At 40.6% G+C, this 24,562-nt stretch carries 14 protein-coding genes and 1 riboswitch; of the genes, 1 reads left to right on the forward strand and 13 read right to left on the reverse strand.

The features are described from left to right. Nucleotides 1-31 precede the first annotated feature (31 nt). Both addA and rexB read right to left on the reverse strand, forming a co-directional pair. Nucleotides 32-3,640, reverse strand: coding sequence for a helicase-exonuclease AddAB subunit AddA (gene addA, locus E4T79_RS01005; RefSeq protein ID WP_135026875.1), 3,609 nt, complete (start codon nucleotides 3,638-3,640; stop codon nucleotides 32-34). Continuing rightward, nucleotides 3,630-6,875, reverse strand: a complete 3,246-nt coding sequence (rexB, locus tag E4T79_RS01010; RefSeq protein ID WP_135026876.1) for an ATP-dependent nuclease subunit B — start codon at nucleotides 6,873-6,875, stop codon at nucleotides 3,630-3,632. Before rexB ends, addA begins: the two co-directional genes overlap by 11 nt. Nucleotides 6,876-7,037: 162 nt before the next feature. Between rexB and E4T79_RS01015 the strand changes: the two genes are divergently transcribed. Then, nucleotides 7,038-7,244: a hypothetical protein gene (locus E4T79_RS01015; RefSeq protein WP_135026877.1), complete on the forward strand. Its 207-nt coding sequence runs from the start codon at nucleotides 7,038-7,040 to the stop codon at nucleotides 7,242-7,244. Nucleotides 7,245-7,831: 587 nt separating this feature from the next. Here E4T79_RS01015 and pcrA read toward each other — a convergent pair. From pcrA to eno, 11 genes are all read right to left on the reverse strand, one after another. Then, nucleotides 7,832-10,102: a DNA helicase PcrA gene (pcrA, locus tag E4T79_RS01020; protein WP_135026878.1), complete on the reverse strand. Its 2,271-nt coding sequence runs from the start codon at nucleotides 10,100-10,102 to the stop codon at nucleotides 7,832-7,834. A gap of 449 nt (nucleotides 10,103-10,551) precedes the next feature. Continuing rightward, a complete protein-coding gene (locus E4T79_RS01025; RefSeq protein WP_135026879.1) occupies nucleotides 10,552-11,922 on the reverse strand; it encodes an FAD-dependent oxidoreductase in 1,371 nt (456 codons plus the stop codon). Nucleotides 11,923-12,428: 506 nt separating this feature from the next. Then, nucleotides 12,429-12,665, reverse strand: coding sequence for a CsbD family protein (locus E4T79_RS01030; protein WP_135026880.1), 237 nt, complete (start codon nucleotides 12,663-12,665; stop codon nucleotides 12,429-12,431). 111 nt (nucleotides 12,666-12,776) lie between these two features. Then, nucleotides 12,777-14,480: a sensor histidine kinase gene (locus E4T79_RS01035; RefSeq protein WP_135026881.1), complete on the reverse strand. Its 1,704-nt coding sequence runs from the start codon at nucleotides 14,478-14,480 to the stop codon at nucleotides 12,777-12,779. Then, nucleotides 14,477-15,211, reverse strand: a complete 735-nt coding sequence (locus E4T79_RS01040; protein ID WP_135026882.1) for a response regulator — start codon at nucleotides 15,209-15,211, stop codon at nucleotides 14,477-14,479. Before E4T79_RS01040 ends, E4T79_RS01035 begins: the two co-directional genes overlap by 4 nt. Before the next feature lie 218 nt (nucleotides 15,212-15,429). After that, the gene (gene msrB / locus E4T79_RS01045; RefSeq protein WP_135026883.1) at nucleotides 15,430-16,548 is read right to left on the reverse strand and encodes a peptide-methionine (R)-S-oxide reductase MsrB; all 1,119 of its coding nucleotides are present in this window, start codon (nucleotides 16,546-16,548) and stop codon (nucleotides 15,430-15,432) included. A gap of 14 nt (nucleotides 16,549-16,562) precedes the next feature. Beyond that, a complete protein-coding gene (locus E4T79_RS01050; protein ID WP_135026884.1) occupies nucleotides 16,563-17,216 on the reverse strand; it encodes a redoxin family protein in 654 nt (217 codons plus the stop codon). Between the two features lie 34 nt (nucleotides 17,217-17,250). Further along, nucleotides 17,251-17,958, reverse strand: a complete 708-nt coding sequence (ccdA2, locus tag E4T79_RS01055) for a thiol-disulfide oxidoreductase-associated membrane protein CcdA2 (RefSeq protein WP_135026885.1) — start codon at nucleotides 17,956-17,958, stop codon at nucleotides 17,251-17,253. A 762-nt stretch (nucleotides 17,959-18,720) separates the two neighbouring features. Beyond that, nucleotides 18,721-20,046, reverse strand: coding sequence for a branched-chain amino acid transport system II carrier protein (brnQ, locus tag E4T79_RS01060; RefSeq protein WP_135026886.1), 1,326 nt, complete (start codon nucleotides 20,044-20,046; stop codon nucleotides 18,721-18,723). A gap of 642 nt (nucleotides 20,047-20,688) precedes the next feature. Continuing rightward, entirely contained in the window at nucleotides 20,689-22,509 is a 1,821-nt protein-coding gene (locus tag E4T79_RS01065) for a heavy metal translocating P-type ATPase (protein WP_135026887.1), read from the reverse strand. Nucleotides 22,510-22,567: 58 nt separating this feature from the next. Further along, nucleotides 22,568-22,674, reverse strand: a riboswitch (NiCo riboswitch). Nucleotides 22,675-23,153: 479 nt separating this feature from the next. Continuing rightward, the gene (eno, locus tag E4T79_RS01075; RefSeq protein ID WP_135026888.1) at nucleotides 23,154-24,461 is read right to left on the reverse strand and encodes a surface-displayed alpha-enolase; all 1,308 of its coding nucleotides are present in this window, start codon (nucleotides 24,459-24,461) and stop codon (nucleotides 23,154-23,156) included. Nucleotides 24,462-24,562: the final 101 nt, after the last annotated feature.

The raw sequence follows: 24,562 nt of genomic DNA on the forward strand, positions 1-24,562 counted from the left end.
TCCCTCTTACTCGTGATAGCCGTTGTTTATTTCATGGTAATTTAACAACCTCAATCTTTTCTCCCCCCAGTAAAATGAGGTATTTTTCCACTATTTCTACCGGGTAGACTTGCTTAAGAGCATCAGCATAGAGTTGCATTTGCCCGCGATAACGCTCAACTAACTGGCTCGGATGCTGATAATAATCCGTTTTGTAATCAAAGAGGACAATGCGGTCTGGATAATGGATAAAGCCATCAATAATCCCCCGTAAGACATAATCTTCCCCAGAATGCGCATCACGTTGCAAGACAGCAAAGGGCTGCTCCCTACGAAGCAGATTCTGCTGTGCTAAGATTTCCTGACCAAGTGGCATTTCAAAAAAGGCGGCAATCTTACTCACATCAATCTTTTCTTTGACAGCTTCTGTTGCATTTACATGTACGAGCGTATCTGCCACAATATCAGCTGTAATAGACGATAAAAGGGGCAAACGCTGCATCAACTCATGGACAGCAGAACCAATCTGTGCACCTGTCACTTTCTGCTCGTCACTAAAATCAGGCAGAACAAATTTCCTATTTGGGACATAGTCTTCCATGATTTCAAGACCATCATCTGTAAGAATAGGCTCATAGAGTTTCTTAATCTGACTAGGTGTCCGAACGCTCGGCAAGTCAATCGCAGCTCGATACTCTTGGTTGAGCTTTTCAACAGCTGATAATTGATCCAGAACAGCTACAATATCCTCTGACTGACGGTTATCTTTCACATCATCTTTTGGCACATGCGACGACACAAGCAACTGACCAATCTTATCTGGGGTCAAATCTCCTGCCTCCACGAACGTCTTTTTGAAATGCAAATCCTGTCCCTGAAAAGCTTCTTCAATCGCCAAAATCCAATCCTGAAAATTAGTCATCGATTCCCGCGTGGACTGGGCTAATACACCAAAACGAGACTTACCGTCATATTTATTGGACAATGTTTCCCGACTTCCTTTTCCGACCAGATAGAGTTTTTGCTCAGCGCGTGTCATAGCAACATAGAGCAGACGCATCTGTTCAGATAAGCTCAAACGTTTCAATTCTTCTTGATTAAGCTGATAAGGTAGAGTGTTCATCTGGACACGCACATGAGGCAACGGTGTCGCAAACTTATCTTTCATATCAGCCAAATATTGGGCTCCAATCCCATTTTCTCTACTGAGGACAATCGGACTTCTACTTTCTTGACGGCTAAAATCTTTATCCATATTGAGGAGAAAGACATACTTAAATTCCAAGCCCTTACTCTTATGAATCGTCATGAGCTGAACCGCATTTTGCGGAAGTGCAACCTCTATATCTGCCAAATCATTGTCGCTAGCAATCAATTTATCAATCATAGTGATAAAACGCGCCAAACCTTTAAATCCCGTCTTTTCAAACTGATTTGCTCGCAAACCGAGAGCATAAAGATTTGCTTGGCGCTTTTCACCATTAGGCAAGGCTCCAACATAGTCATAATAAAACTTTTCATTGAAAATCTTCCAGATTAAATCATAGATTGAATGGGTCTTGGAGTAAAGCCTCCAACTGACCAGATAAGTCTCAATATGGGCTAACTTTTGCTTCAAGGCAGGGGAAATCAACTGAGGATGAGCGCCATTAGCTTTCAAAGCCTGCTGAAATTTTTGATAAAAATAAGCCGAATCTGCCTGCAAGGCAATCCGTGTCAGCTCATCTTCTGTCAAGCGAAACATTGGTGATTTCAAGAGGGCAATCAAGGGATAGTCGTTGAGCGGATTATTAATGACCCGCAAAGTATCCAGCATGACCATCACTTCCAAAGACTTGAGATAATGAGCCTCACCACCGTCAGACACCAATGGGATACCATGCTGCTCAAAGCTGGTCAAAATACGCTCATTACGTGTCCGTGAAGAGACAAGCAAAGTAATGTCTGAAAAAGCAACCTGTTCTTCATTATGCAATCGAATGATTTCCTTGGCGACCAGCTCCACCTCACCTGCGCTGACTTCACCCTGTTCTAGCTTCTCTTCCTCTTCACTGTCAGTATTGTAAATCAAATATTCCATTCGATGATTGGGTTGTTGAATTTTCTGACGCTCGCTTCCTGCAACCAGACAATGGGTCTCGTCATAGGTGATTTGACCGACTGCCTTATCCATAAGACGTGTAAAGATTGCATTAGTTGCATCCAGTACCTCGCACTGGCTCCGGAAATTTTCTTTAAGAAGAATTAATTTGCCAGCAGTTGGATCTGCTTGATAGAGTTCAAATTTCTCTTGGAAAATACGTGGATCTGCTTGACGAAAACGGTAAATAGACTGCTTGATATCTCCTACCATGAAACGATTATGACCATTTGACAATAAGTCTAGCAGCCGCTCCTGAATATGATTGTTATCCTGATATTCATCGACCATGACCTCGTGATAGGTCGCCTGATAAAGTCCACGAATCTCTGGATAACCTGCTAATATTTGAATGGCAAAATGACTAATATCTGTAAATTCGTAACTATTTTCCTGCATCTTACGCTGAAGATATTGGTACGAAAAATCGAGGACAAAATCTCTCAAAAGACTGAGGATAGGTATCATCTGAGGCTGGTAGCTAAGAACCGTTTTCAAGTGTTTTAAATTAGCCAAGCGTACCTGCAAGTCCTTAAAGACAGGATATTTTTCACCTGCCACCGTCACATCTGTACCAGACGGCAGGATATCCACCAATTGTGCAGTCACTTCTAATAGCTGCTCCATTTCGTTGCATCTATCGTACTCCACCAACAATTCCCTCAACTGACGAATAATCACCAGATGCTTGGTATAATTAACTGTTGGTTTACCAGCCTTGGTCTCCTTTTTATAGGTAGGCAAATCCGTCACGTCCTGCAAATCATTAGCAGCCCGTTCCATGCTATCTAAGAGTCCTTCAAAAGTCGAAACTGGAAGACTTGCAAGAGTTGTAAACTGCTCATATCCCTTTAAAAAAGTTTCCTTTAGCCATTCTTGAGGATTGCTAGTCGATTGGCTAAAAGTATGGATCTGATAGACCACCTCCCGAAATCCTTTCATATCCTTACGATTATTAGAAAAATTCCGCACCAGTTGCTGAAAGCTTGCCTGATCCTTTCCCGCCATATAATCGCTGACTAAGTCCGAGAACACTTCCTGTTTAAGTAGATCCTGCTCGTTTTTATCCTGTAAAATTCGAAAAGTCGGTGCAATGCCTAAAAGATAGCCATAAGTCACCACCAACTGTTGGGTAAAGGCATCCATGGTTCCAATAGCAGCATTGGGAAGATCGGTCAACTGTCGAGATAAATGCCTCTTTAGCTCCTCATCTTGACTGTCAAAAATAGCCTTGGTCAGCTGTCGTTCAATCCGCTCTCTCAACTCACCTGCTGCCTTGACTGTGAAAGTCGAAATAAAGAGTTGGTCCACACCAATTCCTCGCTTCAGCTTGTCCAAAATCCGCTCCACCATAACGAAAGTCTTTCCTGAACCAGCAGAAGCCGACACCAGAACGTTTTGCCCATCGGTATAAATGGCTTCAATTTGCTCTGGTGTTCGTTTTTGCGCTTTCTCTGAATGGGCTTCTTCTCTCTGTAACACTGCAATCTCAGCTGAGCTTAAAAATGCCTTAGATTTCATCAGCAACTCCTTTCCTCATTCTGTCTAACCACTCCTCTTTCTTGCCACCTTTCAACAGTGGGCGAGCTAATGAGAAATGACGATCAGCTTCAAATCCCGTAATAGCCTTTAATTGCTCACCTGCCACGGATTGTCCATCTTCGGTATAAGGATTAACCGCAAACTGCCCCGCTACAATCTTCTCTGCTGCTCGCTGATACAAGGTCTGATTGTAAGCTAGCATAATGTTCAAATCCTGCTGGGTAAAAAGTGAAGCCTTGGTCTTAGCATATAGTTGGTTGAGGCGATTGCTCTCTTCTTCCAAAAATAATCCCTTATACACTAGAGCTTTATAAGCCTTTGCAAGCACCTGATCCGCTGATTTAGTATCTGTCAATCTGACAATCGGGTCTAACATGTGCAAATACATGGCTCCAAAAACCTTGTCTAACTGGCTAAATTCTGGCATTTGCTGAACTGCTGCAATGTAAGTCATCAACTGTGGACTAAGCCCATTGTAAAATTTGTCAATGTGGAACTGCTTGCTACTTGATTTGTAATCCACTACTCCGAAAGCCTGATTTGAAATTAGCTTATCCAAACGGTCAATCTTCCCCACTACTTGGACAGACCGTCCCTTTTCTAAAGTCAAAAAAGGCACTTGTTCTCCGCCAAAGACGGCTTCATTTGCCACGACTTGCGTCACAGGCTCCTCCTGTAAGACCAAGGATGTCGCCCGAGCAATGTCTAATAAAACTGCTTCTGAGAACTGACTTTCAGCATTGAATTGGTAAAGTGCTTCAAAAGATGGCTCCTTGCGAGTCTCGGTTATCGCTTGTTGTAATTTTTCATCAAACGATTGATTGCTATCATTCGTTGTTACTCGCTCAAAAATCCGGTGCAGGAAATTTCCATGACTGCGTGCATCCGGATGAATACTATCTCGCTCCCTCAAGCGTAGGACATGCTTGACAAAGTACACATATTCATTCTGGTAAAAGTCTGTCAAACTAGAAGCAGACAAAACAAGTGGCACTCCTACTGGATAGAGAACATCGAGTGTATCAACTGCCAATGGACTGGTTTCAATCTCACCTGTAATGGCTGGAATAACAATCTGTTCTTGTTCCAATTTCTTGCGCAAGTAACGAATAGCAACCAACCAGAAAGTTTCCTCTTCCTTACTCCACTCCGCATCAAACGGCAAGCGATTCGCTTCAATCACCCGAGCTAATAAACTCTTATAGTGTGCCAAATCGTCCAGCTGAAAACCAGTGGTCTTCCCTTTTTCCTCTTTTGGAATCCCCACATCTTCCAAGAGTTGCAAGTAGGGAGACATCCCATCTTCTGCTTCGTTAGCAAGCTGCGGAGCCGACAAAACTAGCTGCGTACTAGCCGCATTGAGTAGCGACAGCATAGCAAAATGATTTTTCTTCCCATTCTCACGACTCATCACATCAAACTTAGCAAACTGACCTGTCGCTTCATTAATCCGCATCCGTTCCACATCGGTCAATAAACTAGTATTTTTAGCTAGCTTTGGAAAATTGGTCTGGGTTAAGCCAATAGCAAAGACATACTTGGCTGTGTGGGGTTCAATTAAGTCGTAGGATTTAACCCGCACCACATCAACGGTCGCAGGTACAATACGATAAGTACTTGCAAGCATGCCTGCCCGCAAAATGGCTAGAAAATCAGCTACCGTCAGCTTCTCATCCCCAAAAATCTGGTTCATCTCCTCTAAGAGATGGACAAAGCAATTCCAGACCTGCTCATCCCTTTCCTGCTCCAACTCTCCGAATGACGCTGATAGATCTTTCATGTTATCTGGTAAGGCAATACCCTCACAAAAATCGCGAAACTGTCCTAATAGACTCTTTCCTAATTGAGGACGAGCCTTAAAAAAGGCTGTCAATGGTTTCATGACCTTCTCACGAATATGGTTGAGTTCTTTCAAATCGTAGCGACTGCCATTTTCTGCTGTAAATGCTCGTTCAAACTGGTTCTGCCCCTTGACATCTGCAAACAATAGATACTGCTCAAACCTATCTACTGTTTCCTGAGACCACTGCTGATAGAGGCCTGATTTCAAGAGATTGAGCATATCCTCGGTCCTAAAACGATAACGCTTTAAGCGCTCCAAAGACTCAATCAAATGCACCAAAGGATGATGGCTCATCTCCTCAGCTCTCCCTAAGTAGTAAGGAATATCATATTGGTCAAAGGTTTTCCCAAGTTGCAAATAATAGCTCTCCACATCACCTAAAAGAACAACAATATCTTTGTATCGTACTCCTTGATGAAGTAGCTGTCGGATTGCAAGTGCCACCTGACGAACTTCCTCTTTCTGGTTGGTCACCTCCCATAGCTGAACAACTTTTTTATCTTCAGCCGTCAATTCTATCTGATAATCAGAAAAATTATAACGATTTTCAATATTCTTCGAAATCTTTCCAAAAGCATCTAGCTCATCTGAAGCTACTAGATAGCTAGGATTTGTCTGAAAAGTTTGCGCCAAATGGCGGAGAAATTCCACACCGGCTTGATAGAGATTGCCCTCAATATACGTTGCTTGATAGGCTTTTTGGCTCGCATAGGTTGCAATGACCAATTCCGCCACACGTTCATTCAATGCTGCAATTAGCGCTTCTTCTTCAGCTGAAAAACGGGTAAAGCCATCCACAACAAGGACAACACCTGCTAATTCCTCATCGAGCTGACCGGTTTCAACAAGCTTGCGAAATTGGGCTATTTTAGTAGAAATTTGAAAATGTTCCGCCAACATCACTTTTTCAAAAGCCGCCAATAGCTTGACCAAATCCGTTTCTTTATCGGATGATTCTAGTTGTACCAGGTCCGCAACTGTTAGATTAGACCGTTGCATTTCCTGATATAAAGTAACTAGTTGCTGGATAAAGGCAATATCCTGTTTGACCTTGCCATAGACTTGAAATTCCGCTTCATCCATATGTGATAAAAGTCGGAAAAAGAGCATGGCTAGCCCTGTATCATCCAGCGTTTTCATCCACTCAGCCTGATTGAGGGTAAAATAGCGCGCCAGCTGTTCAAAACGGGTCACCACCATATCAAAAGATCCTTTCTCCTTTAAGGTAGTCAACACGGCGCGCTCTTTTTCAAAGGAGAGAGAATTGGGAGCAATGTAAAAGACCCGCCTCCCTATCTGTGTGTAGTTCCTTGCCAGTTCTGCCAAAAAGGGAGTCAAAGGATAACGAATATCTGCATAATATAATTTCATAGAATCTTCTTTCTATCATTTGCTCTGTGAATATTGTTCCCTCTATTATACCAAAAGTCGGAAAAACATGCCTCTTTACTAGATTACTTGAAAGACTGTAAAAAATAGGATATACTGGTCAATAAAGATGACATCCCCTCATTCAATAGAAAGGAGTTCTCTATGTTCCATTATCTGTCTGCCCTACGCCTTGTTAGCGTTATCATTTTACTCGTCTATATGGTGCTTGGTATCAGCTTTATTCGCTCTTTTCACCAAATTAGTCTACCAAAAGCCATCAAAGCCATTTTCTTACTTGGTTACCTACTTCTTCTAGCGGGGCTCCTCTATCTTACCTTTTTTATCCTCCTTCTAGGATTTAATTCTTAGACTGTAAAAGGAGTAGAACAAGGTCATAATTTCGTAGGAAGCAAGAAATCGCTTTTTGCTTTCTAAATTTAAATTTCCATAGTCACTATCCGGACTATGGAAATGCGTCAAATTGTTCATACTATAAAATTTTAAGAGGTTGGTGCAGTTCAAAACACCAACCTCTTTTATCTTTTAATACTCGTCAAACATCAACTTCTTACGTTGTTATAGTCATTTCGTTTATCTTTTATTACTTCGTTAACTCGCTTTGCCGTACTCCAGTACAGCCTGCAGCTCCTTTCCTAATACTAAAAGTAAACTAAAAGACTATAACTCACCCTGCTGAACCCTCGTTCTCCTCTCAGTTTAGAAGAGAAGAGCTCTACTATCCCCAAAACTTTTTACAATTACGGGTTAGAAAAGCTCGTCAACTCTTAATTTTTATACAGTAGAGAATTTGTATTCACAACCTGAGTCTACCATTCAAGACTGATTTTTCCCTGCTCATCATTCCTGAAATCAGGCAAGACCAAGCAACGACATGATAAATGAAAACTGAATGATTATCTCTCCTAAATCAAAACAGTCGCCGGTGCTCTAAGAACCTATTCCTCTTTTTCAATCGGTGCAAGGCTTGCTAAGACTTTTTTTAGCCCCATCTCTGGAAAATTAATTTTCAATTCTTGACTGCTACCATTACCCGTGACTTCAAGAACAGTCCCTCGTCCCCATTTGCGGTGAATAGCAATATCTCCCACCGACCAATCTACTTGCGGTGTAGCGCTAGATTTTCCAAATGGCAAATCATTTTCTAAACTACGAGGCTGAATCTGAGACTTACGAGACTGAATAGCCTGTTGTAGACTCATACCTTGACCGAATTTGCTAGTCTGACCATTGATATAAGATGCCTTAAAGGATGTGTTGGCGGGTCTAGCCAAACCTTGATAATCCAGTAAATCACTCGATATTTCTCTGATAAAGCGACTAGGCTGATTGTAGCTACTCCGCCCAAATAAAAGGCGCGAGTTCGCATTCGTCAAATAAAGCTGCTTTTCCGCACGAGTAATTCCCACATAAGCAAGGCGTCGTTCTTCTTCTAATTCATCCTCATCGTCAGTCGCTCTACTGAGTGGAAAGACATTTTCTTCCATACCAATGAGAAAGACAACTGGAAATTCAAGCCCCTTGGCTGCATGCAGGGTCATCAAGGTCACTTCTGAACTCTCACGATCACCATCATCCGTATCCGCAATTAAAGCCAAATCATTGAGGAATCGGCTCAGAGTTTCCAATCCCGCCTCTCCTTCTACCTCACTTTCCTCATCAAAATGCTTGGTTACAGATAGAAACTCCTGCAAGTTTTCAATTCGAGCATTGGCTTCCAAGGTCGCTTGAATCATGAGTGACTCAAGATAACCAGTCTTATTCAAAACTAGCTCAACCAATTCTGTAATCGAAACATCATCCAACTGTTCTCGCAATTGGTAAAGCAGGTTTGACAAATCAAAGACCGCCTGAGCTGCCTTGCCCTTAATCCCAGATAACATAATATTCTGGCTCGCTTCTAACAAGGACATCTCCTGCATTTGGGCAAAATCACGGATTTTATCCACCGTACCAGGTCCCACTCCACGCTTGGGCTCATTCACAATTCGCTCAAAGGATAGATTATCCGCTGGATTTGCAATCACATTAAGATAAGCAATAACATCACGAATTTCTTTCCGACTATAGAACTTAGTTCCACCGACCATGGTATAGGGAATATTCGCCTTTAAAAAGGCTTCTTCAATCGTACGAGATTGAGCATTGGTCCGATACAGCACAGCCATATCACGATAAGAACGACCTGCTCGTACTAGTTCATCAATCTGACCTGCCACATAAATCGACTCATCCTGCTCATCACTAGCGCGATAGTAGGTAATCCTATCTCCCTCATCATTTTGGGTCCAGAGATTTTTTGGTCTTCGGTTGCGGTTGTTATTGATGACATCATTGGCTGCATGTAAAACGGTTTTAGTGGAACGATAATTTTCTTCCAGCAGCACAACCTTACTTTCTGGATAATCCTTTTCAAAATCAAGAATATTTTGCATATCTGCCCCGCGCCAACCATAGATGGACTGATCCGCATCCCCCACGACACAAATATTTTTAAAACGTGAAGCAAGGAGCTTGACCAACTGATACTGGGCATGGTTGGTATCTTGATACTCGTCAACGTGGATATAGTGGAATTTCTGCTGATAGTAGGTCAGCACATCCGGATTCTGATCAAACAAGCGCAGGGTCAACATAATCAAATCATCAAAATCTACCGCCTCACTCATGCGCAATTCTTTTTGATAGGCAGCATAGCATTTGGCTACAATCTGTGTATAGAAATCCCCAGCCTGGCTCTCATAAGCTACTTCGTCGAGCAAATCATTTTTAGCATTGGAAATCGTACCTAGAATAGAGCGTTCGCTCCACTTTTTCGGATCCAAATTTAGATTTTTCAAAATCCGTTTCATCAAAGTCCGTTGCTCACCTGGATCCACAATAGTAAAGTTACGGTTATAGCCAATATGATCCGCATCTCGGCGCAAAATCCGTACACACATAGAGTGGAAAGTCGCAATCAAACAATCCTGAGTTCTAGGATTTAGCGCAAAAGCCCGCTCTTTCATCTCTCGAGCTGCTTTATTGGTAAACGTAATCGCCAAAATATTCCAAGGATTAACCAATTTTTCATCAATCAGATAGGCAATACGGTGAGTCAAAACTCGGGTCTTACCAGAACCTGCCCCTGCCATAATTAACAAAGGCCCCTCTGTTGTCTGAACCGCCTCTGCCTGCTTATCATTCATTCCATTTAATAAAGGATTCATCTTCTCTCCCATCTCTTATAGTCATTTCGTTTATTTTTATTACTTCGGTCACTCGTTTTGCCGTACTCTAGTATAGCCTGCAGCTCGTTGCCTAGTACGAAAAGCAAACTAAAAGACTATCCCTTTCAGAAAATCAATGCTCAATAACAGACCGTCTTCTGATTTTCCAAGACCTCCAATTCCTTTATTATATCAAAAAGTATGAAAAAAAGCGCCAATCTTTTAGAGTTGGCACTCCTTTTCCACTAGCCAAACCTCACTACTCAAACATAGACTCTTTAGCTAACAAATGGATATTCAAGTTGTTTACCAATACCATAGCGATAGTAGCCACATCTACATTTACATCCTATTTTCGCTATGTTGATTTTTAAAGAGTTGATTCTTCTATTTCCTCAAATCATCCCCTAAAAAAATCTGGAAACGATTGTCCCAGATTTTTACAGCTCTTATTCAGCACCCAAAGCTGCCATTGTAATGTAGTTGTATGGCTTGTTGAAGTGTGGCAAGAAGAAGATATCAAGAAGCGCCAAGCGTTCGATTGTAACTTTTTCTTGGATAGCAAGTGAAAACATATGAATTCCCATTGACATATCTTCTTTAGAAGCCATTTGTGCTCCAAGAACGACACGTGTATCTTTATCGTAAACGATTTTAAGTGTTACTGGGAAATTATCATGTTCAATAAATTCTGGTTTTTGGTTATCTGTGAACTCAGTCACTACTGCATTGTAACCAAAGCGTTTCGCTTTTTCAAGAGTCAAACCAGTTGACACCATCTTAAGATCATAGATAGCGATACCATTAGAACCTTGTACACCGATTGATTCAAGTTCAGTTCCACACACATTGTGAGCTGCTACGATACCTGAACGAACAGCGTTTGTTGCAAGAGCGATATAGTTGGTATCACCGATTGCGTTATCATAAACAGTCGCACAGTCTCCGATTGCATACACATCTTTCATGCTGGTTTCTTGTTTTTTATTTACAAGGAAAGCACCGTTGCGGAAGAGCTCAAGCTTCCCATCTCCAAGACCAGTATTTGGACGGAAACCAACTGCCAAGACAACCATGTCAACATCAAAGCTTTCTTTATCTGTTACGATACGTTCTACTTTACCGTCACCTTCGATTGCTTGTACAGTTTGACCAAATGCCAACTGGATACCGTGGCTTTCAAGATTTTTGCTCATCATCTCTGTCAAATCGCGGTCATAGTAACCTGCCAAGCAAGTGTCCACAACATCAATCAAAATGACTTCTTTACCTTTGCGTTCAAAGGCTTCTGCAAGTTCAACACCAATGTAACCAGCACCGACAACTGCTACGCGCTTGATGTCTTCGTCTTTCAATTTCTCAATAACATCCGCTGAGTTTTGGTACAATTTAACAAATTGAAGATTTTTAAGAGTTGCTTCAAATTCACGTGAACCTTCTTTGATTTCTGCACCTTTAATTGGTGGTAAAATTGGTTGTGAACCAGTAGCAAAAATCAATTTATCATAAGACTCGACATGCTTGCTACCATCCTCTAAAAGAACATGTACTTCTTTCTTATCATAGTCTACAGACTCAACCGGTGAGTTCATGTATACTTTTGCACCAAGGCTTTCTAATTGCTCCTTATCAGAGTAGAACAAGCCTTCTGGACCAGAGATTTGCTCACCAATCCACAGTGCCATTCCACATCCAAGAAACGAAATATTTGAGTTTTGGTCAAATACAACAATCTCGTTATCAGCACCATAATTTGTTAACATAGTTTTGATACAAGCTGTACCAGCGTGGTTTGCACCAACAACAACAATTTTAGACATAAGTAAAACTCACTTTCCTAAAAAAATATTTTTACGCTTTACATTATACTAGAATTTGGTACCGATTACAAAAATTATGCTCAAAAAATCACATCATTTTTTTATGGTTACCAATCCTCTGTAAAAAGATTCACCATCTAGCTAGCTTTCACAGGTGAGAATTGTGAAAGAAAAGCAAACCTCCTCTGTACTGAAGATAGAACGGAAGTTGAGCAAGATGAGCCAACGATGAAAGAGGTGGATATTTGACGAATAGTAAGATATCAAAACTTATTTGTCATTTGATGTTTTGTTAGATGCTACAGATACAATTCAACTTCACTCACACCTCCTTTAGAGGGAGCAACTTATCAATACCTGAACCCAGCAATTCAAGCTAGTGGTCGATGTTCGCCTGAATATAGAAATGAGAGGGTGGGGACTTCGAAAGCATGATTGGATCTCGCTCCTCTCATTTTTTAAAACATGAAAAAATACCTCTTGCGAGGTATCATTTTAAGAGTGGCTTACTTGCTAAAAACATTTTTAAGACCTTCTACAGCGCCTTCCACAGCACCCTTTGCATCTTCAGCAAGGTCTTTTGCCTTATCGACTGCATCATCAGCCAATTCCTTTGCTTTACCGGCTGTTTTTTCAACTAAGCCTTCCACTTCTGCTTTTTTATCACCAACAACTTTTCCAGCTGTTTCTTTCAAGCTACCTGTTACTTGATCTAATTTTGCTGACAATTTTTCTTCTGACATATAAGTGTCCCCCTTTTTTTTATTTACACTTATTATAATAACATAATATAAAAGGAACTTCAACTATTTTGTCTAAAACAAGATAGTTTTAGACAATCTAACATAAATTGTCTAAAAAGTTTCGTTTTTAGGGAAGAAAAGCGAAATAAGTGTATGAGAGTTCTCTTTTGAATCAATCAGCATCTTATACTGCTCTCCAAATTGCAAGCGCAAGCGTTGATTGACATTTTTAAGACCAACACCTCCTAGTTTGACTAGAAGATTTTCCATCGTATCATGGACAGTAAAGCCACGTCCATTGTCATAGATAGAAACAACTAGAAAGCTACCTTGTTCCTCAACAGACACGCGCACCAATCCTTGGCCTTTTATTTCTTTAATTCCATGGTAAATGGCATTCTCAACCAAGGGTTGCAAGACTAATTTCGGCAGTTGAAACTCGTCAAATCGTGCATCTTCTTCGATTTCAAAAGTCAGTTTCTTCCCATAACGCTGCTTTTGAATAAAGAGGTATTGACGTACGTGGTCAATCTCATCTTTTAAGGAAATCTGCTCATTGCCTTGGTTAAGGGCTAAGCGGAAATACTTAGCGAGCGACTTGGTCACATCCACCACTTTCTTACTATTGTTAAATTCTGCCATCCAAACAATCGTGTCTAGAGTATTATAAAGAAAATGCGGGTTAATTTGACTAGAGAGGGCTTGGAGTTCATATTTACGGACATTTTGCTCCTCTTCTTTCACTGCTCTCATCAATTTGTCAATCTGATCTAACATACAATTAAATCGGTAAGCCAAATCCACCAATTCAGGTGCCCCCTCTTCCCGTGCACGCAGGCTAGCATCCCCATTTCCAATCGCCAAAATAGTTTCCTGCAAATCTCGCAAGGGCTTAATCCAATGACGCAAAATAAACCAGATGCCCAAAAAGCAAATGCCTAAGGCTAAGAGACCCGTTCCCACAAAGGACATCATAATCTGCCCTTGTAACTGATGAAGATTTTCCATAGAGGCAACTCCAATCATCACCCAATCACTCTGTGAAATCTGGTACTGATAAACGTAAGAGGCACCTTGGTTGACATATCCGTTTTCGGCAAGGATATAAGGCTCTAAGGCTTTCATCTCTTGACTAGATGAAAAGACGCTTTTTTGAGGATGATAGACAAATTCATGGTTATGATTGATGATAAAAGTAAAGCCATTCGCTCCTAATTGCAAACTATCCAAATAACGCGACAGAGTATCGTAAGCAATGTCAAGGCGAATGACTGCAAGATTATCGCCTTTTGTATCCACCACTTCTTGGGTGATAGATACAACCCATTTGTCACTCGATTCTGATAAATTTTGGCGAGCAGGGGTTAGTACAGGCATGGCCCCCTCCTGGATAGCAGCTTGGTACCAAGGCTCTTTCATCATATCGCTAGAGGTTTTCATGCTAGTCGCCTCATCCGTTGCCACCAAGTAGCCAGATTTGGTGACAAGAACAGCTGAAACCAAGTCCCGATCCGTTGATAGAACTGTATCGAATAATGTTCGGAGATTCATTTCATTTATAATAGTGGACTCTTCGGCATAGGTCTTGACCAACTCATTTCTTGCAAGACTATTGGTTGTTTCTTTTAGTTTTTCCAGGTAGGACTGGACAAATTGTCCACCTTGGGAAATAGTATTTCGCGTGCTGTTCTCTGTAGTTTCTCGAATAACAGTAGAACTCGTATGGTAGTAAACTGCGCCGACAATACCTAAAAGAAACAGCATAGCTACAGCGATATAAACGACCAGCTGAACAAAGAGGGAATAGCGTTTCATCCTTGTTCCCCTTTCTTAAATTGGCGAGGTGTGACTCCCACAACCTGCTTGAAACGCTGAGAAAAATAGTTCATATCTTCAAATCCTACCTGTTCTCCTATTTCATAAATCTTTAAATCTGTCGTTAGCAATAGAAGTTTGGCCTTTTTCATCCTCTCCTGAATGAGGTAGTCTTGAAAGGGCATGCCTAGCTCTTTTTTCAAAATAACACTGAGGTGAGAGGGACTAAAGCCCATGTCCTGAGCTAAAGACTTGAGTGATAACTCTTGATCTGCCAAGCGTTTTTGAATCAACTGAGCCAGACTAGATTCCTCACTTTGCTGGAGTAAATCATGAATTTGCTGCCGTTTTTCTTCTCTATCAAGCTTCTCCTTAACCTTTAGTAACATCTCCTCCACATCAGATTTAGAGAAAGGTTTGAGGAGATAGTCATCCGCTCCTAGCTTAACAGCTGAAAGAGCATAGTCAAATTCATCATAGCCAGTCAAAAAGACAATATGAGTATCTGGATAGTGTTCCTTGACCAATTGTGCTAAACGAAGACCATTCATGAGGGGCATATTAATGTCCGTTAAAAGGATATCCACCTGCTCTTTCTGGAACAATTCCCAAGCCTCTACACCATTTTCAGCTTCTGCCAAAACTTCCATACCTAACTTTTCAAAATCAATCAACGATGAAAGCCCCTGCCTGACAAGGTACTCATCTTCTACAATCATCAATTTATACATGTATTTCTCCTTGTCTTGTACTCATGCTCATCAAAATGCAAACAAAGGTACATTCTATCTCTAGTATAGCAAATTCTAACTGAAATGACTTCTTGCTTACAATAAATAAGGCGAGTTTCCCCGCCTTATCATTCATATAATCAAGTGAAACTGAGAATTGTTGCATTGCAGCATAATTGGAGTTAGGAAAGATGATATCTCAGTTTCAAATGAGTATATTACACATAATCTAAAAGGTAGCCATAGCCTTTACTTTCCATTTCTGATTTTGGAATAAACTTGATTGAAAGGCTATTGATACAATAGCGAAGACCACCCTTGTCTTTCGGACCGTCTGTAAAGACATGACCTAGATGAGAATCGCCAACTCGGCTTCTCACCTCAGTCCGTACCATATTAAAGCTCCTATCATCTTTATAAGTTGCTACATCTGGACTAATTGGTTTTGAGAAACTTGGCCAACCACAACCTGAATCATACTTATCTTTTGAAGAAAAGAGAGGCTCACCAGTTACAATATCTACATAAAGACCATCTTTAAATTGATCCCAATAGCGATTTGAAAAGGCACGTTCTGTATCATTTTTTTGAGTCACAGCATACTCTTCTGCTGTCAGCATCTTTTGAATGTCTTCATCGCTTGGTTTTGGATACAAACTTTCATCAATGACTGGATACTGAGCTTGGTTGACGTTAATATGGCAGTAACCATTCGGATTTTTCTTGAGATAATCTTGGTGGTATTCCTCTGCTTCTACAAAGTTTTCCAAGGCTCCTGCTTCAACGGAAAGTGGTTTGTCAAGTTTCTTAGATTGTTCATCAAAGACTTCTTCAATGATAGCTGAGTCGCCCTTATCAGTATAATAAACTCCTGTTCGATACTGACTCCCGCGATCATTTCCTTGTTTATTAATACTAGTTGGGTCAATAATCCGGAAATAGTGGAGCAAGATTTCACGTAAAGACACCTGGTTTTTATCATAAGTAACTTTGACTGTTTCAGCATGCCCTGTCTGGCTAATCAATTCATATTTGGTACTATTTCCTTTTCCATTGGCATAGCCAGATACAGCATCTGCTACGCCTGATACACGTGAGAAGTATTCTTCTACACCCCAGAAACAGCCACCCGCTAGATAAATTTCTCTAAGCTCTTCGTTCATTTTAACTTCTTTATCCTTTCTTGTGACTTCATTGCCTCGGCTTATTGTAGTATCCTTGAGTTGTGCAGTAGATGATGAGGAATAAGTCGTTAACAAACGACTTCCTAATACCCAAACGATAGCCACAATCAACATGCTACCAAGGATGAGGAATAATTTTGACTTATCTTCCATATCCTACTCCTACCCTAATTGATTTCTTTGAGTTTTTCTTCAATACTAGCCTTGTCCATAAAACCCGGATGATTTTCTACCAATACTCCATCGCTACCGATGAAAGCTGAAGTTGGGTAGGCACGGACACCGTATTCTTGTAACAATTTTCCACTTGGATCAAGAAGAACAGGGAGGTGTTGGTAACCAAGTCCATCATACCATTTTTTGAAATCTTCTGCAGACTTTTCACCCATATGGTTAGGAGAAACCACTGTCAAAACAACATAGTCTTTCCCGTCTTCTTGGCTTGCAAGTTCATCTGTGTCATGTAAGGTCGAAAGACAAATGGAGCACCATGAAGCCCAGAATTTCAGATAAACTTTTTTACCCTTAAAATCAGATAACTTGTACGTTTTCCCGTCCACACCCTCTAAATTAAAATCAGGTGCTGCTTTTCCATCATTCATTGCTCTATTCTCCACTTCTGACATCTCATCTTTTTTCATAGCATCTTTATCAGACATTTTTTCGTCTGTCATGTCTTTCTTTTCACCAGACATTTGGTCCTTATTTTCCATTCTCAAGCTATCATCTATTTTTTTCATATCATCTGAATCTTGAGCAGAGCAAGCTGCTAGTACTCCAACAGATAAGAGACTTGCAAATAGTAACGTTTTAAGTTTCATGATATTTCTCCTTTTATAGTCATCATTCAATTTTTTATCCAAATAATTGCGCAAAGATATTTACATTTCCTAACATGAGCAAGATACCCATCAAGACAATGAGAGCCCCGCCAATTTTCTTCAAGATACCCAGGTAGGGTTTGAGTTTACTGAAATAGCGTAAGACAAATGACGAAGCCAGAGCTACCAGTAAGAACGGAATGGCAAGTCCTAAGGTGTAGACCAACATTAAGATTGCCCCTTGCCAAGCACCATCTCCTCCAGATGCCGCAATTGCAAGCACGGAACTGAGAACCGGACCAACACATGGTGTCCAACCGAAACTAAAAGTCAAACCGAGCAAGAAAGCATTGTAGAAATCATTGCGTTTTTTTGTTTGTTTGAATTGAACACTTTTTTGTTTCTGCAACTGAGCAATAGTGATAATCCCCATTTGATGAATTCCAAGTACAATAACGATTGCTCCTAGGACATATCGAAACCAGTCGGTATAGAGAAGATTTCCGAGAAAACCAGCGCCATAGCCCAAGGTGACGAAGACCATGGATAGTCCTGCAATGAAAAACAAGGTTTTAACGATGCCATACCAAGCAAGCTCAAAACCTAAAAATCGCACTGTTCGTGGCTCATCTGCATCCAATAAAACCCCAACATAGACTGGCAAGAGTGGCAAGATACAAGGTGAAAAGAAGGATAAAATTCCTGCTAAGAACACCGATAATAGAAATACAACTGAGGTCATTTCGTTACTCCTTATCCTTTTGTATCTCTAGTATAGTCTTCTTTAGCTCCAAAAACTAGAGAGTTTGATGTGAAAAAACTTGAATTTGATAAGAATAATACCCAGCATACGTCAAAGGTTGGGAGAAATAACAAAGAAAGTGAGCTAAAAAGGATGGTTTCGTCATAAGGTATGCTAAGAAATAGCAACGTCCGTTAACTTAGAATGCCCTAAACACCCGAAATCGACATTCATCAGCAGTCAATCCCTAAGCGCTGAGGCTAGCTAGGTTCGTCATCAGCGTACACCAAGGATAGCCCCATATCTGTCAGGTAGGTACAGTCTGCAACAACTAAAGAAAATTTGAGAAAGAACCTAAAGAGCATTTGCTGTCTGGTTTTCATTGAGTATTCGCTCACCTTAGTTAGAGAATTGATGTCACATACATGAAATCAACTGTCTTCAAAATAAATTATAGTCATTTAATTTATCTTTTATTACTTCATTAACTCGCTTTGCCGTACTTCCAGTACAGCCTGCAGCTCCTTACCTAGTATAGTCATTTAGTTTAGATTTTTATTACTTCGTTAACTCGTCTTGCTGTACTCTAGTATTACCTGCGACTCATTGCCTAGTACTAAAAATAAACTAAACGACTATACTAAAAGTAAACGAAAAGACTATAACACAGAGGATAGAGTGTAAGAAAATATCAAAAAGGGATCCTGCTGAAATTTTCTGAAAAAGAAAAACCTACCACACTTGCGTGGTAGGTTTTACGGATTATTCCATTTCAAAACATTCTGCTGTTTGTCCGTCAGACATACAAATAGAAAATAGAATTCCAACAATTACTGGTACCAACCATGGCAAGGAAGCATCTGCAAATGGTAAGACATTGATAACCCGTTGCAGAGCTTCTAATTTGAATTGAGTCCCGATAATCGTCATCAATGCAATAATGGTGACAAAAGCAATCGTGAGCTGCATGCCAATTTTTGACAGTGGAACCAAACGATTGACAATAACCAGAAGAACAATGGCAATAGTAATCGGATAGAGAATCTGTAAAACAGGTACAGAGTAAGAAATAATAGCTGATAGACCAATATTCGCAATCCCAAAGCCAATCAAGGTAAAGAGGGTCGCATAGACTTTATAGCCTAAACGTGGGAAGCTTTTAACAAAAAACTCTGATGTTGACACGATTAGGCCAACCGTCGTTGTAAAACAGGTCATGGTGACCATAATAGCTAAGAAAATCTGAGCGGTTGACCCAAAAATTGCTTGTGTTGCTTGTGACAGTACATAGACACCCTTGTTAGCATCAGATGCCATTACTTCTGCTGGAATTGGGAAATGATTCCCTAAGAACCCCAGACCAATATAGAGGGCACTGAAACCTATGGCTACTACCACTCCTACAATCCAAATTGTAGAAACATATTCTTTCTTAGACGCAAACCCAAGCTGGTTCATGGTCTCAACTGCAATAACGCTAAAGGCAACAGAAGCAAGAGCATCCAGCGTATTATAACCCTCTAAAAATCCTGTTCCAAAAGCTGCTGTTTCATAAGCTTCTGATGCCGCCATAGGACTAACACTGCCATACTTTGTAGCTCCTAATACCACCAATGCTACAATCAGTAAGGCAAAGACAGGAGTCAAGATTCTTCCTACCAAATCTAAAATTTTAGATGGATTGAGCGAGATAAGATAGGCTGCAATAAAGTAAAAAACAGTAAAGATAAGTAAGCCCCACTGACTATTATCAGCTAGGAGCGGAGCAATTCCCACTTCATAGGCTGTCGTCGCTGTCCGTGGAATGGCAAAGAAAGGACCGATAGACAGATAGAGAGCTACCAGATAAATCGTTGCAAACCATGGCGCAATTTTACGTGAAATTTCATAAACATAACCTTTTGGATTTAAAGTCCCAATAATGAGTGTCAAGACAGCAATCCCTACTCCTGATAAGACAAATCCGCTAATGGCTGGCCAAAAATTCTGACCTGATAAAGCACCGAGTGTAGGCGGGAAAATTAAATTTCCTGCTCCAAAAAATATACCAAACAGAAGTAATCCTGTTAAGGAACCCTTTTTAATCATGAACATCTCCTTTTTATGTAATCCTTTTTATTATACCAAAAAGTCCCCTCAAGATAAACGTACTCGCATTATTTTTAAAGGTTTTGTAAATTCAGAATCTTCATGTAATTACTTGTTTTTTTGTTTGAGCAGTCTGCCTTAGTCCTTAGTAAAGAAAGGAAAGCCTAGAACAATCGTCTACATATACTCAAATAGACCAATGAAAATCCCTTTAAGGATAGCAATAATCAAGGGAGTGATTATTTCATTTTTAAAATAGAAAGCGAAATCAGTAAAAAATGTCTGCAACCACCCCCTAATGTTTCTTCGGCAGATTTCCTATTTTTACTGTAGCCGTTGTGACACTATGTTCGCTTACGGATACGAAAGAAACGAGTTTCTGAAATATGAAACACTCTTGTATCTTGTGTAATTGAACCTGTCCTAAACTCTGGGGGAAACAAGGGAAACTGCCTAAAATGACTGCCGGTGGAATTTCTTAACCGTGGCTGCTAGCTGGCTATTTCTTGCACATCAGTTGGTGACAGACCTAGCTATCTTCTGCCTAAATCTCAAGACGAAGCATGCCGCATCTGTTCAGCCGCCTATTTTTACCCTGAATTTTTCACAGGTTTCGTACTCGTGCAATTTCCTATTTTGTTTTTATTTCAACAACCTCAAGCCATTTAAGATAACGAGAATAGTGGACACCTCATGAAAAAAGACACCTTTAGTCAAATCAAGAATTCCCATAAAATTCAATACTATTAAGAAAAGGATGACTGCTATTGAAAAAACAATATTAAAGCGTGTAATCTTGCCATATTTTCGGCTAAGTTGACAAAGTAGATTTACTTTAGTCAAATGATTATGAATAATGATCACATCACTCATCTCAAGCGCTACATCTGTTCCACCACCCATGGCAATTCCAATATCGGCATGAGCCAAAATCGGAGCATCATTCAGACCATCACCAATCATACCAACCACGTGCCCCTCTTGCGCATACTCTTTCAGACAAGCTACCTTGTCCTCTGGCAAACACTGGGCGTGGACTGTTTCAATCTGCAACTGTTCAGCGACAGATTGAGCTACCTCCCTCCTGTCCCCCGTCAACATGACAACTTCTATGCTGGATTGTCGCAAAGCTGCAACTGTTTCTCTTGCTTCATCTCGTAAGGTATCGACCAACTCAATAAAACCAACAATCCGATTCTTCTGCGCAACGAACAACATAGTCCCATAACTTTCTTTTGTCAAATAACCCTGCGGGTCAGTACAAGATTGAACAAACTGCTGATTGCCAATAACAATATCCCCCATTTGAATACCGTATCCTATATGTTCCTTAACAGGCAGGGCCGATTCAGGTGCACGATAAGGAATATCCTTAAAATGAGCCAAGATAGAAGTTGCTAAAGGGTGTGCAGATCTACTTTCCATATATAAAAGCAAAGGCAAAAGTTCTGCATTTTCCAACTGATAGTCATTGATTCGAAATTCTCCCCTTGTCAGAGTTCCGGTTTTGTCAGTACAGAGGATGGATAATTCCATCATATTTTCCAAGACCTGACCACTTTTAATCAACATTCCATTCTTAGCACCAAAACTCATGGCACTGAGCATGGCAGGCGTAATGGAAGCAATCAAGGCACAAGGACTTGCTACCGTCAATAAAATCATGCCACGATAAAAGGATTCCGTAAACGATTGTTTTTGAACAGCCATCAAACACACAATAAAAGCTATGACCCCCACCAAGACCAATATAACATATTTCTTTTGCAGTTGATGAATTCTCTGATCCCGCTTGCCCTGGCTACTACTGGCTGCTTGAATCAATGAAACAATCTGGGCATAACGACTCTCACTGCTTTCTTTCGTGACCTGATAAGTAGCAGTATCTCCTATATTTAGCGTTCCAGCAAAGACCTGATCCCCTTTTTCTTTTATGACAGGCAGACTTTCACCCGTCAACAAACTTTCATCTATCAGCATGGGTTCTTGAGCTTTCCCATCTAGAGCAATTTGCTGCCCTTTTGCCACTACAAGGACATCGTAGAGCTGTATCTCTTCAATATCTCTCAGCTCCACTTGTCCATCACTTCGTAGAACATTAGCCTGCTTGGGAACCTGAGTCATTAAACTTTCCATAGTTGCCATAGACTTTTGGTAAACATAGTCTTCTAAGACCTCAGAAGCTGCAAAGATAAACAGCAGAATTGCTGCTTCGCTAAAATAACCAATAGCAACCGCTCCAATAGCCGATAAAATCATCAATAAATCAACCTGAAAGTCCCCTGTATCAATCATCTCTTTGAGAACATTTTTACCTATTGGACTGCCTAGCAATAGAATCGCCAGGCAGAAAAAACCAGTGCTCCCATTTCTCGAAAAATTCTCCAAGACCAGTCCTACTCCCAGGCTAAACGTTCCTATCAGAAAGAAGAGTCCCCTTGTCGTTTTTACGATAGCATTCATTGTAATTCCTCCTTTTTAATATGAAAACAGAAAAAAGAGCACACCTATGGACAGTTTGTACTGTCTCACAGATATGCTCAGTTTGATACTAAACCACTTCTGCTGTCTATACATTCATAGACCCGGCTACGTAAAAATTTTTACTGCTTGTTCATATTCTATATAATTATGGTGCCAGTATATCATATATCATTAAAAGTGTCAAGAAGATGAAATAGAAAAACCACTCAAGAAGTCGTCTTAGATACTTCTGACGAGTTATAGTCATTTAGGTTATTTTATTACTTCCTTAACTCGTCTTGCTGTACTCTAGTACAAACTGCAGCTCCTTGCCTAGTACTAAAAATAAACGAAACGGTTATAACACTAGCCCAAAGATGTACAATATAGTTTAGGACATTCTAACTTGATGATAACAGAAAATGGTTACGGGCATACAAATCAAGAAAATGCAAAAAGCCGCCTCAATCTTTGAAACAGCTATCGACAAATACGGGGCGCTCTAGCTTGTGCTCCCCTCTACTATACCTAATTTTTACTAGGGGTAGGGAGTACAAAGGGTGGTAAATTCTAAAAAGCACCTTGGAATAATGCTCCAAAGTGCTTGATATCCGGGCTTTTACGCCCTTACCCTGTAAAAGAGATTATTTTTTCAAGTTGTAGAAAGAGTTCAACCCTTTATAAACTGCAACTTCACCAAGTTGATCTTCAATGCGAAGTAATTGATTGTATTTCGCAATACGGTCAGTACGTGATAATGAACCTGTCTTGATTTGACCAGCATTTGTTGCAACTGCGATGTCTGCGATTGTTGAATCTTCAGTTTCACCTGAGCGGTGTGATACAACTGCAGTGTAACCAGCTTCTTTTGCCATTTCAATTGCTTCAAATGTTTCAGTAAGTGTACCGATTTGGTTCACTTTGATAAGGATTGAGTTAGCAGCTCCTTCTTTGATACCGCGTGCTAGATAGTCGGTATTTGTAACGAAGAAATCATCACCAACCAACTGAACACGTTTACCAAGACGTTCAGTTAGAGCTTTCCAGCCATCCCAGTCATTTTCATCCATACCGTCTTCGATAGTAATGATTGGGTATTTATTTACCAATTCCTCAAGGTAGTCAATTTGCTCTGCAGAAGTACGTACAGCAGCTCCTTCACCTTCGAATTTAGTGTAATCGTAAACCTTACGCTCTTTGTCGTAAAACTCAGATGATGCACAGTCAAAACCAATCATGATTCCATTTTCACCAGCTTCGTAACCAGCTGCTTCAATTGCTTCAATAATTGTTTCAACACCGTCTTCAGTTCCTTCAAACTTAGGAGCAAATCCACCCTCATCACCGACAGCTGTTACCAAACCACGAGATTTAAGGATTTTCTTCAAAGCGTGGAATACTTCAGCACCCCAACGAAGACCCTCTTTGAAAGTTGGAGCACCAACTGGCAAAATCATGAATTCTTGGAAAGCGATTGGAGCATCTGAGTGAGAACCACCGTTAATAATGTTCATCATTGGTGTAGGAAGAACCTTTGTATTGAAACCACCAAGATAGCTGTAAAGTGGGATTTCAAGGTAGTCAGCAGCAGCACGTGCTACAGCGATAGACACACCAAGGATTGCATTTGCACCCAATTTACCCTTGTTTGGAGTACCGTCAAGCGCAATCATAGCGCGGTCAATAGCTTGTTGGTCGCGGACATCGTAACCGATGATAGCATCTGCAATAACGTTATTTACGTTATCAACAGCTTTTTGTGTACCAAGACCAAGGTAACGAGATTTATCTCCATCACGAAGCTCAACTGCTTCGTGCTCACCAGTAGAAGCACCTGACGGAACCATACCACGACCAAATGCGCCTGATTCAGTGTAAACTTCTACTTCAAGTGTTGGGTTACCGCGTGAGTCTAGGACTTCGCGAGCGTAAACATCAGTAATAATTGACATTTTTTACTCTCCTTTGAGTTAATTTTATTTACTAAACCATGTTACCTCAAAAACGCATTTTTTTCAAGGAAAAACTTATTTTTTTCGCATATATTGCCATG

The organism is Streptococcus sp. LYSM12 (assembly GCF_004569635.1).
GTDB lineage: Bacteria > Bacillota > Bacilli > Lactobacillales > Streptococcaceae > Streptococcus.

What these genes read in the sequence shown, in the direction of transcription:
- addA (WP_135026875.1), bottom strand. Translation starts at nt 3,640, where the DNA reads ATGAAATCTAAGGCATTTTTAAGCTCAGCTGAGATTGCAGTGTTACAG.
- rexB (WP_135026876.1), bottom strand. Translation starts at nt 6,875, where the DNA reads ATGAAATTATATTATGCAGATATTCGTTATCCTTTGACTCCCTTTTTG.
- E4T79_RS01015 (WP_135026877.1), top strand. Translation starts at nt 7,038, where the DNA reads ATGTTCCATTATCTGTCTGCCCTACGCCTTGTTAGCGTTATCATTTTA.
- pcrA (WP_135026878.1), bottom strand. Translation starts at nt 10,102, where the DNA reads ATGAATCCTTTATTAAATGGAATGAATGATAAGCAGGCAGAGGCGGTT.
- E4T79_RS01025 (WP_135026879.1), bottom strand. Translation starts at nt 11,922, where the DNA reads ATGTCTAAAATTGTTGTTGTTGGTGCAAACCACGCTGGTACAGCTTGT.
- E4T79_RS01030 (WP_135026880.1), bottom strand. Translation starts at nt 12,665, where the DNA reads ATGTCAGAAGAAAAATTGTCAGCAAAATTAGATCAAGTAACAGGTAGC.
- E4T79_RS01035 (WP_135026881.1), bottom strand. Translation starts at nt 14,480, where the DNA reads ATGAAACGCTATTCCCTCTTTGTTCAGCTGGTCGTTTATATCGCTGTA.
- E4T79_RS01040 (WP_135026882.1), bottom strand. Translation starts at nt 15,211, where the DNA reads ATGTATAAATTGATGATTGTAGAAGATGAGTACCTTGTCAGGCAGGGG.
- msrB (WP_135026883.1), bottom strand. Translation starts at nt 16,548, where the DNA reads ATGGAAGATAAGTCAAAATTATTCCTCATCCTTGGTAGCATGTTGATT.
- E4T79_RS01050 (WP_135026884.1), bottom strand. Translation starts at nt 17,216, where the DNA reads ATGAAACTTAAAACGTTACTATTTGCAAGTCTCTTATCTGTTGGAGTA.
- ccdA2 (WP_135026885.1), bottom strand. Translation starts at nt 17,958, where the DNA reads ATGACCTCAGTTGTATTTCTATTATCGGTGTTCTTAGCAGGAATTTTA.
- brnQ (WP_135026886.1), bottom strand. Translation starts at nt 20,046, where the DNA reads ATGATTAAAAAGGGTTCCTTAACAGGATTACTTCTGTTTGGTATATTT.
- E4T79_RS01065 (WP_135026887.1), bottom strand. Translation starts at nt 22,509, where the DNA reads ATGAATGCTATCGTAAAAACGACAAGGGGACTCTTCTTTCTGATAGGA.
- eno (WP_135026888.1), bottom strand. Translation starts at nt 24,461, where the DNA reads ATGTCAATTATTACTGATGTTTACGCTCGCGAAGTCCTAGACTCACGC.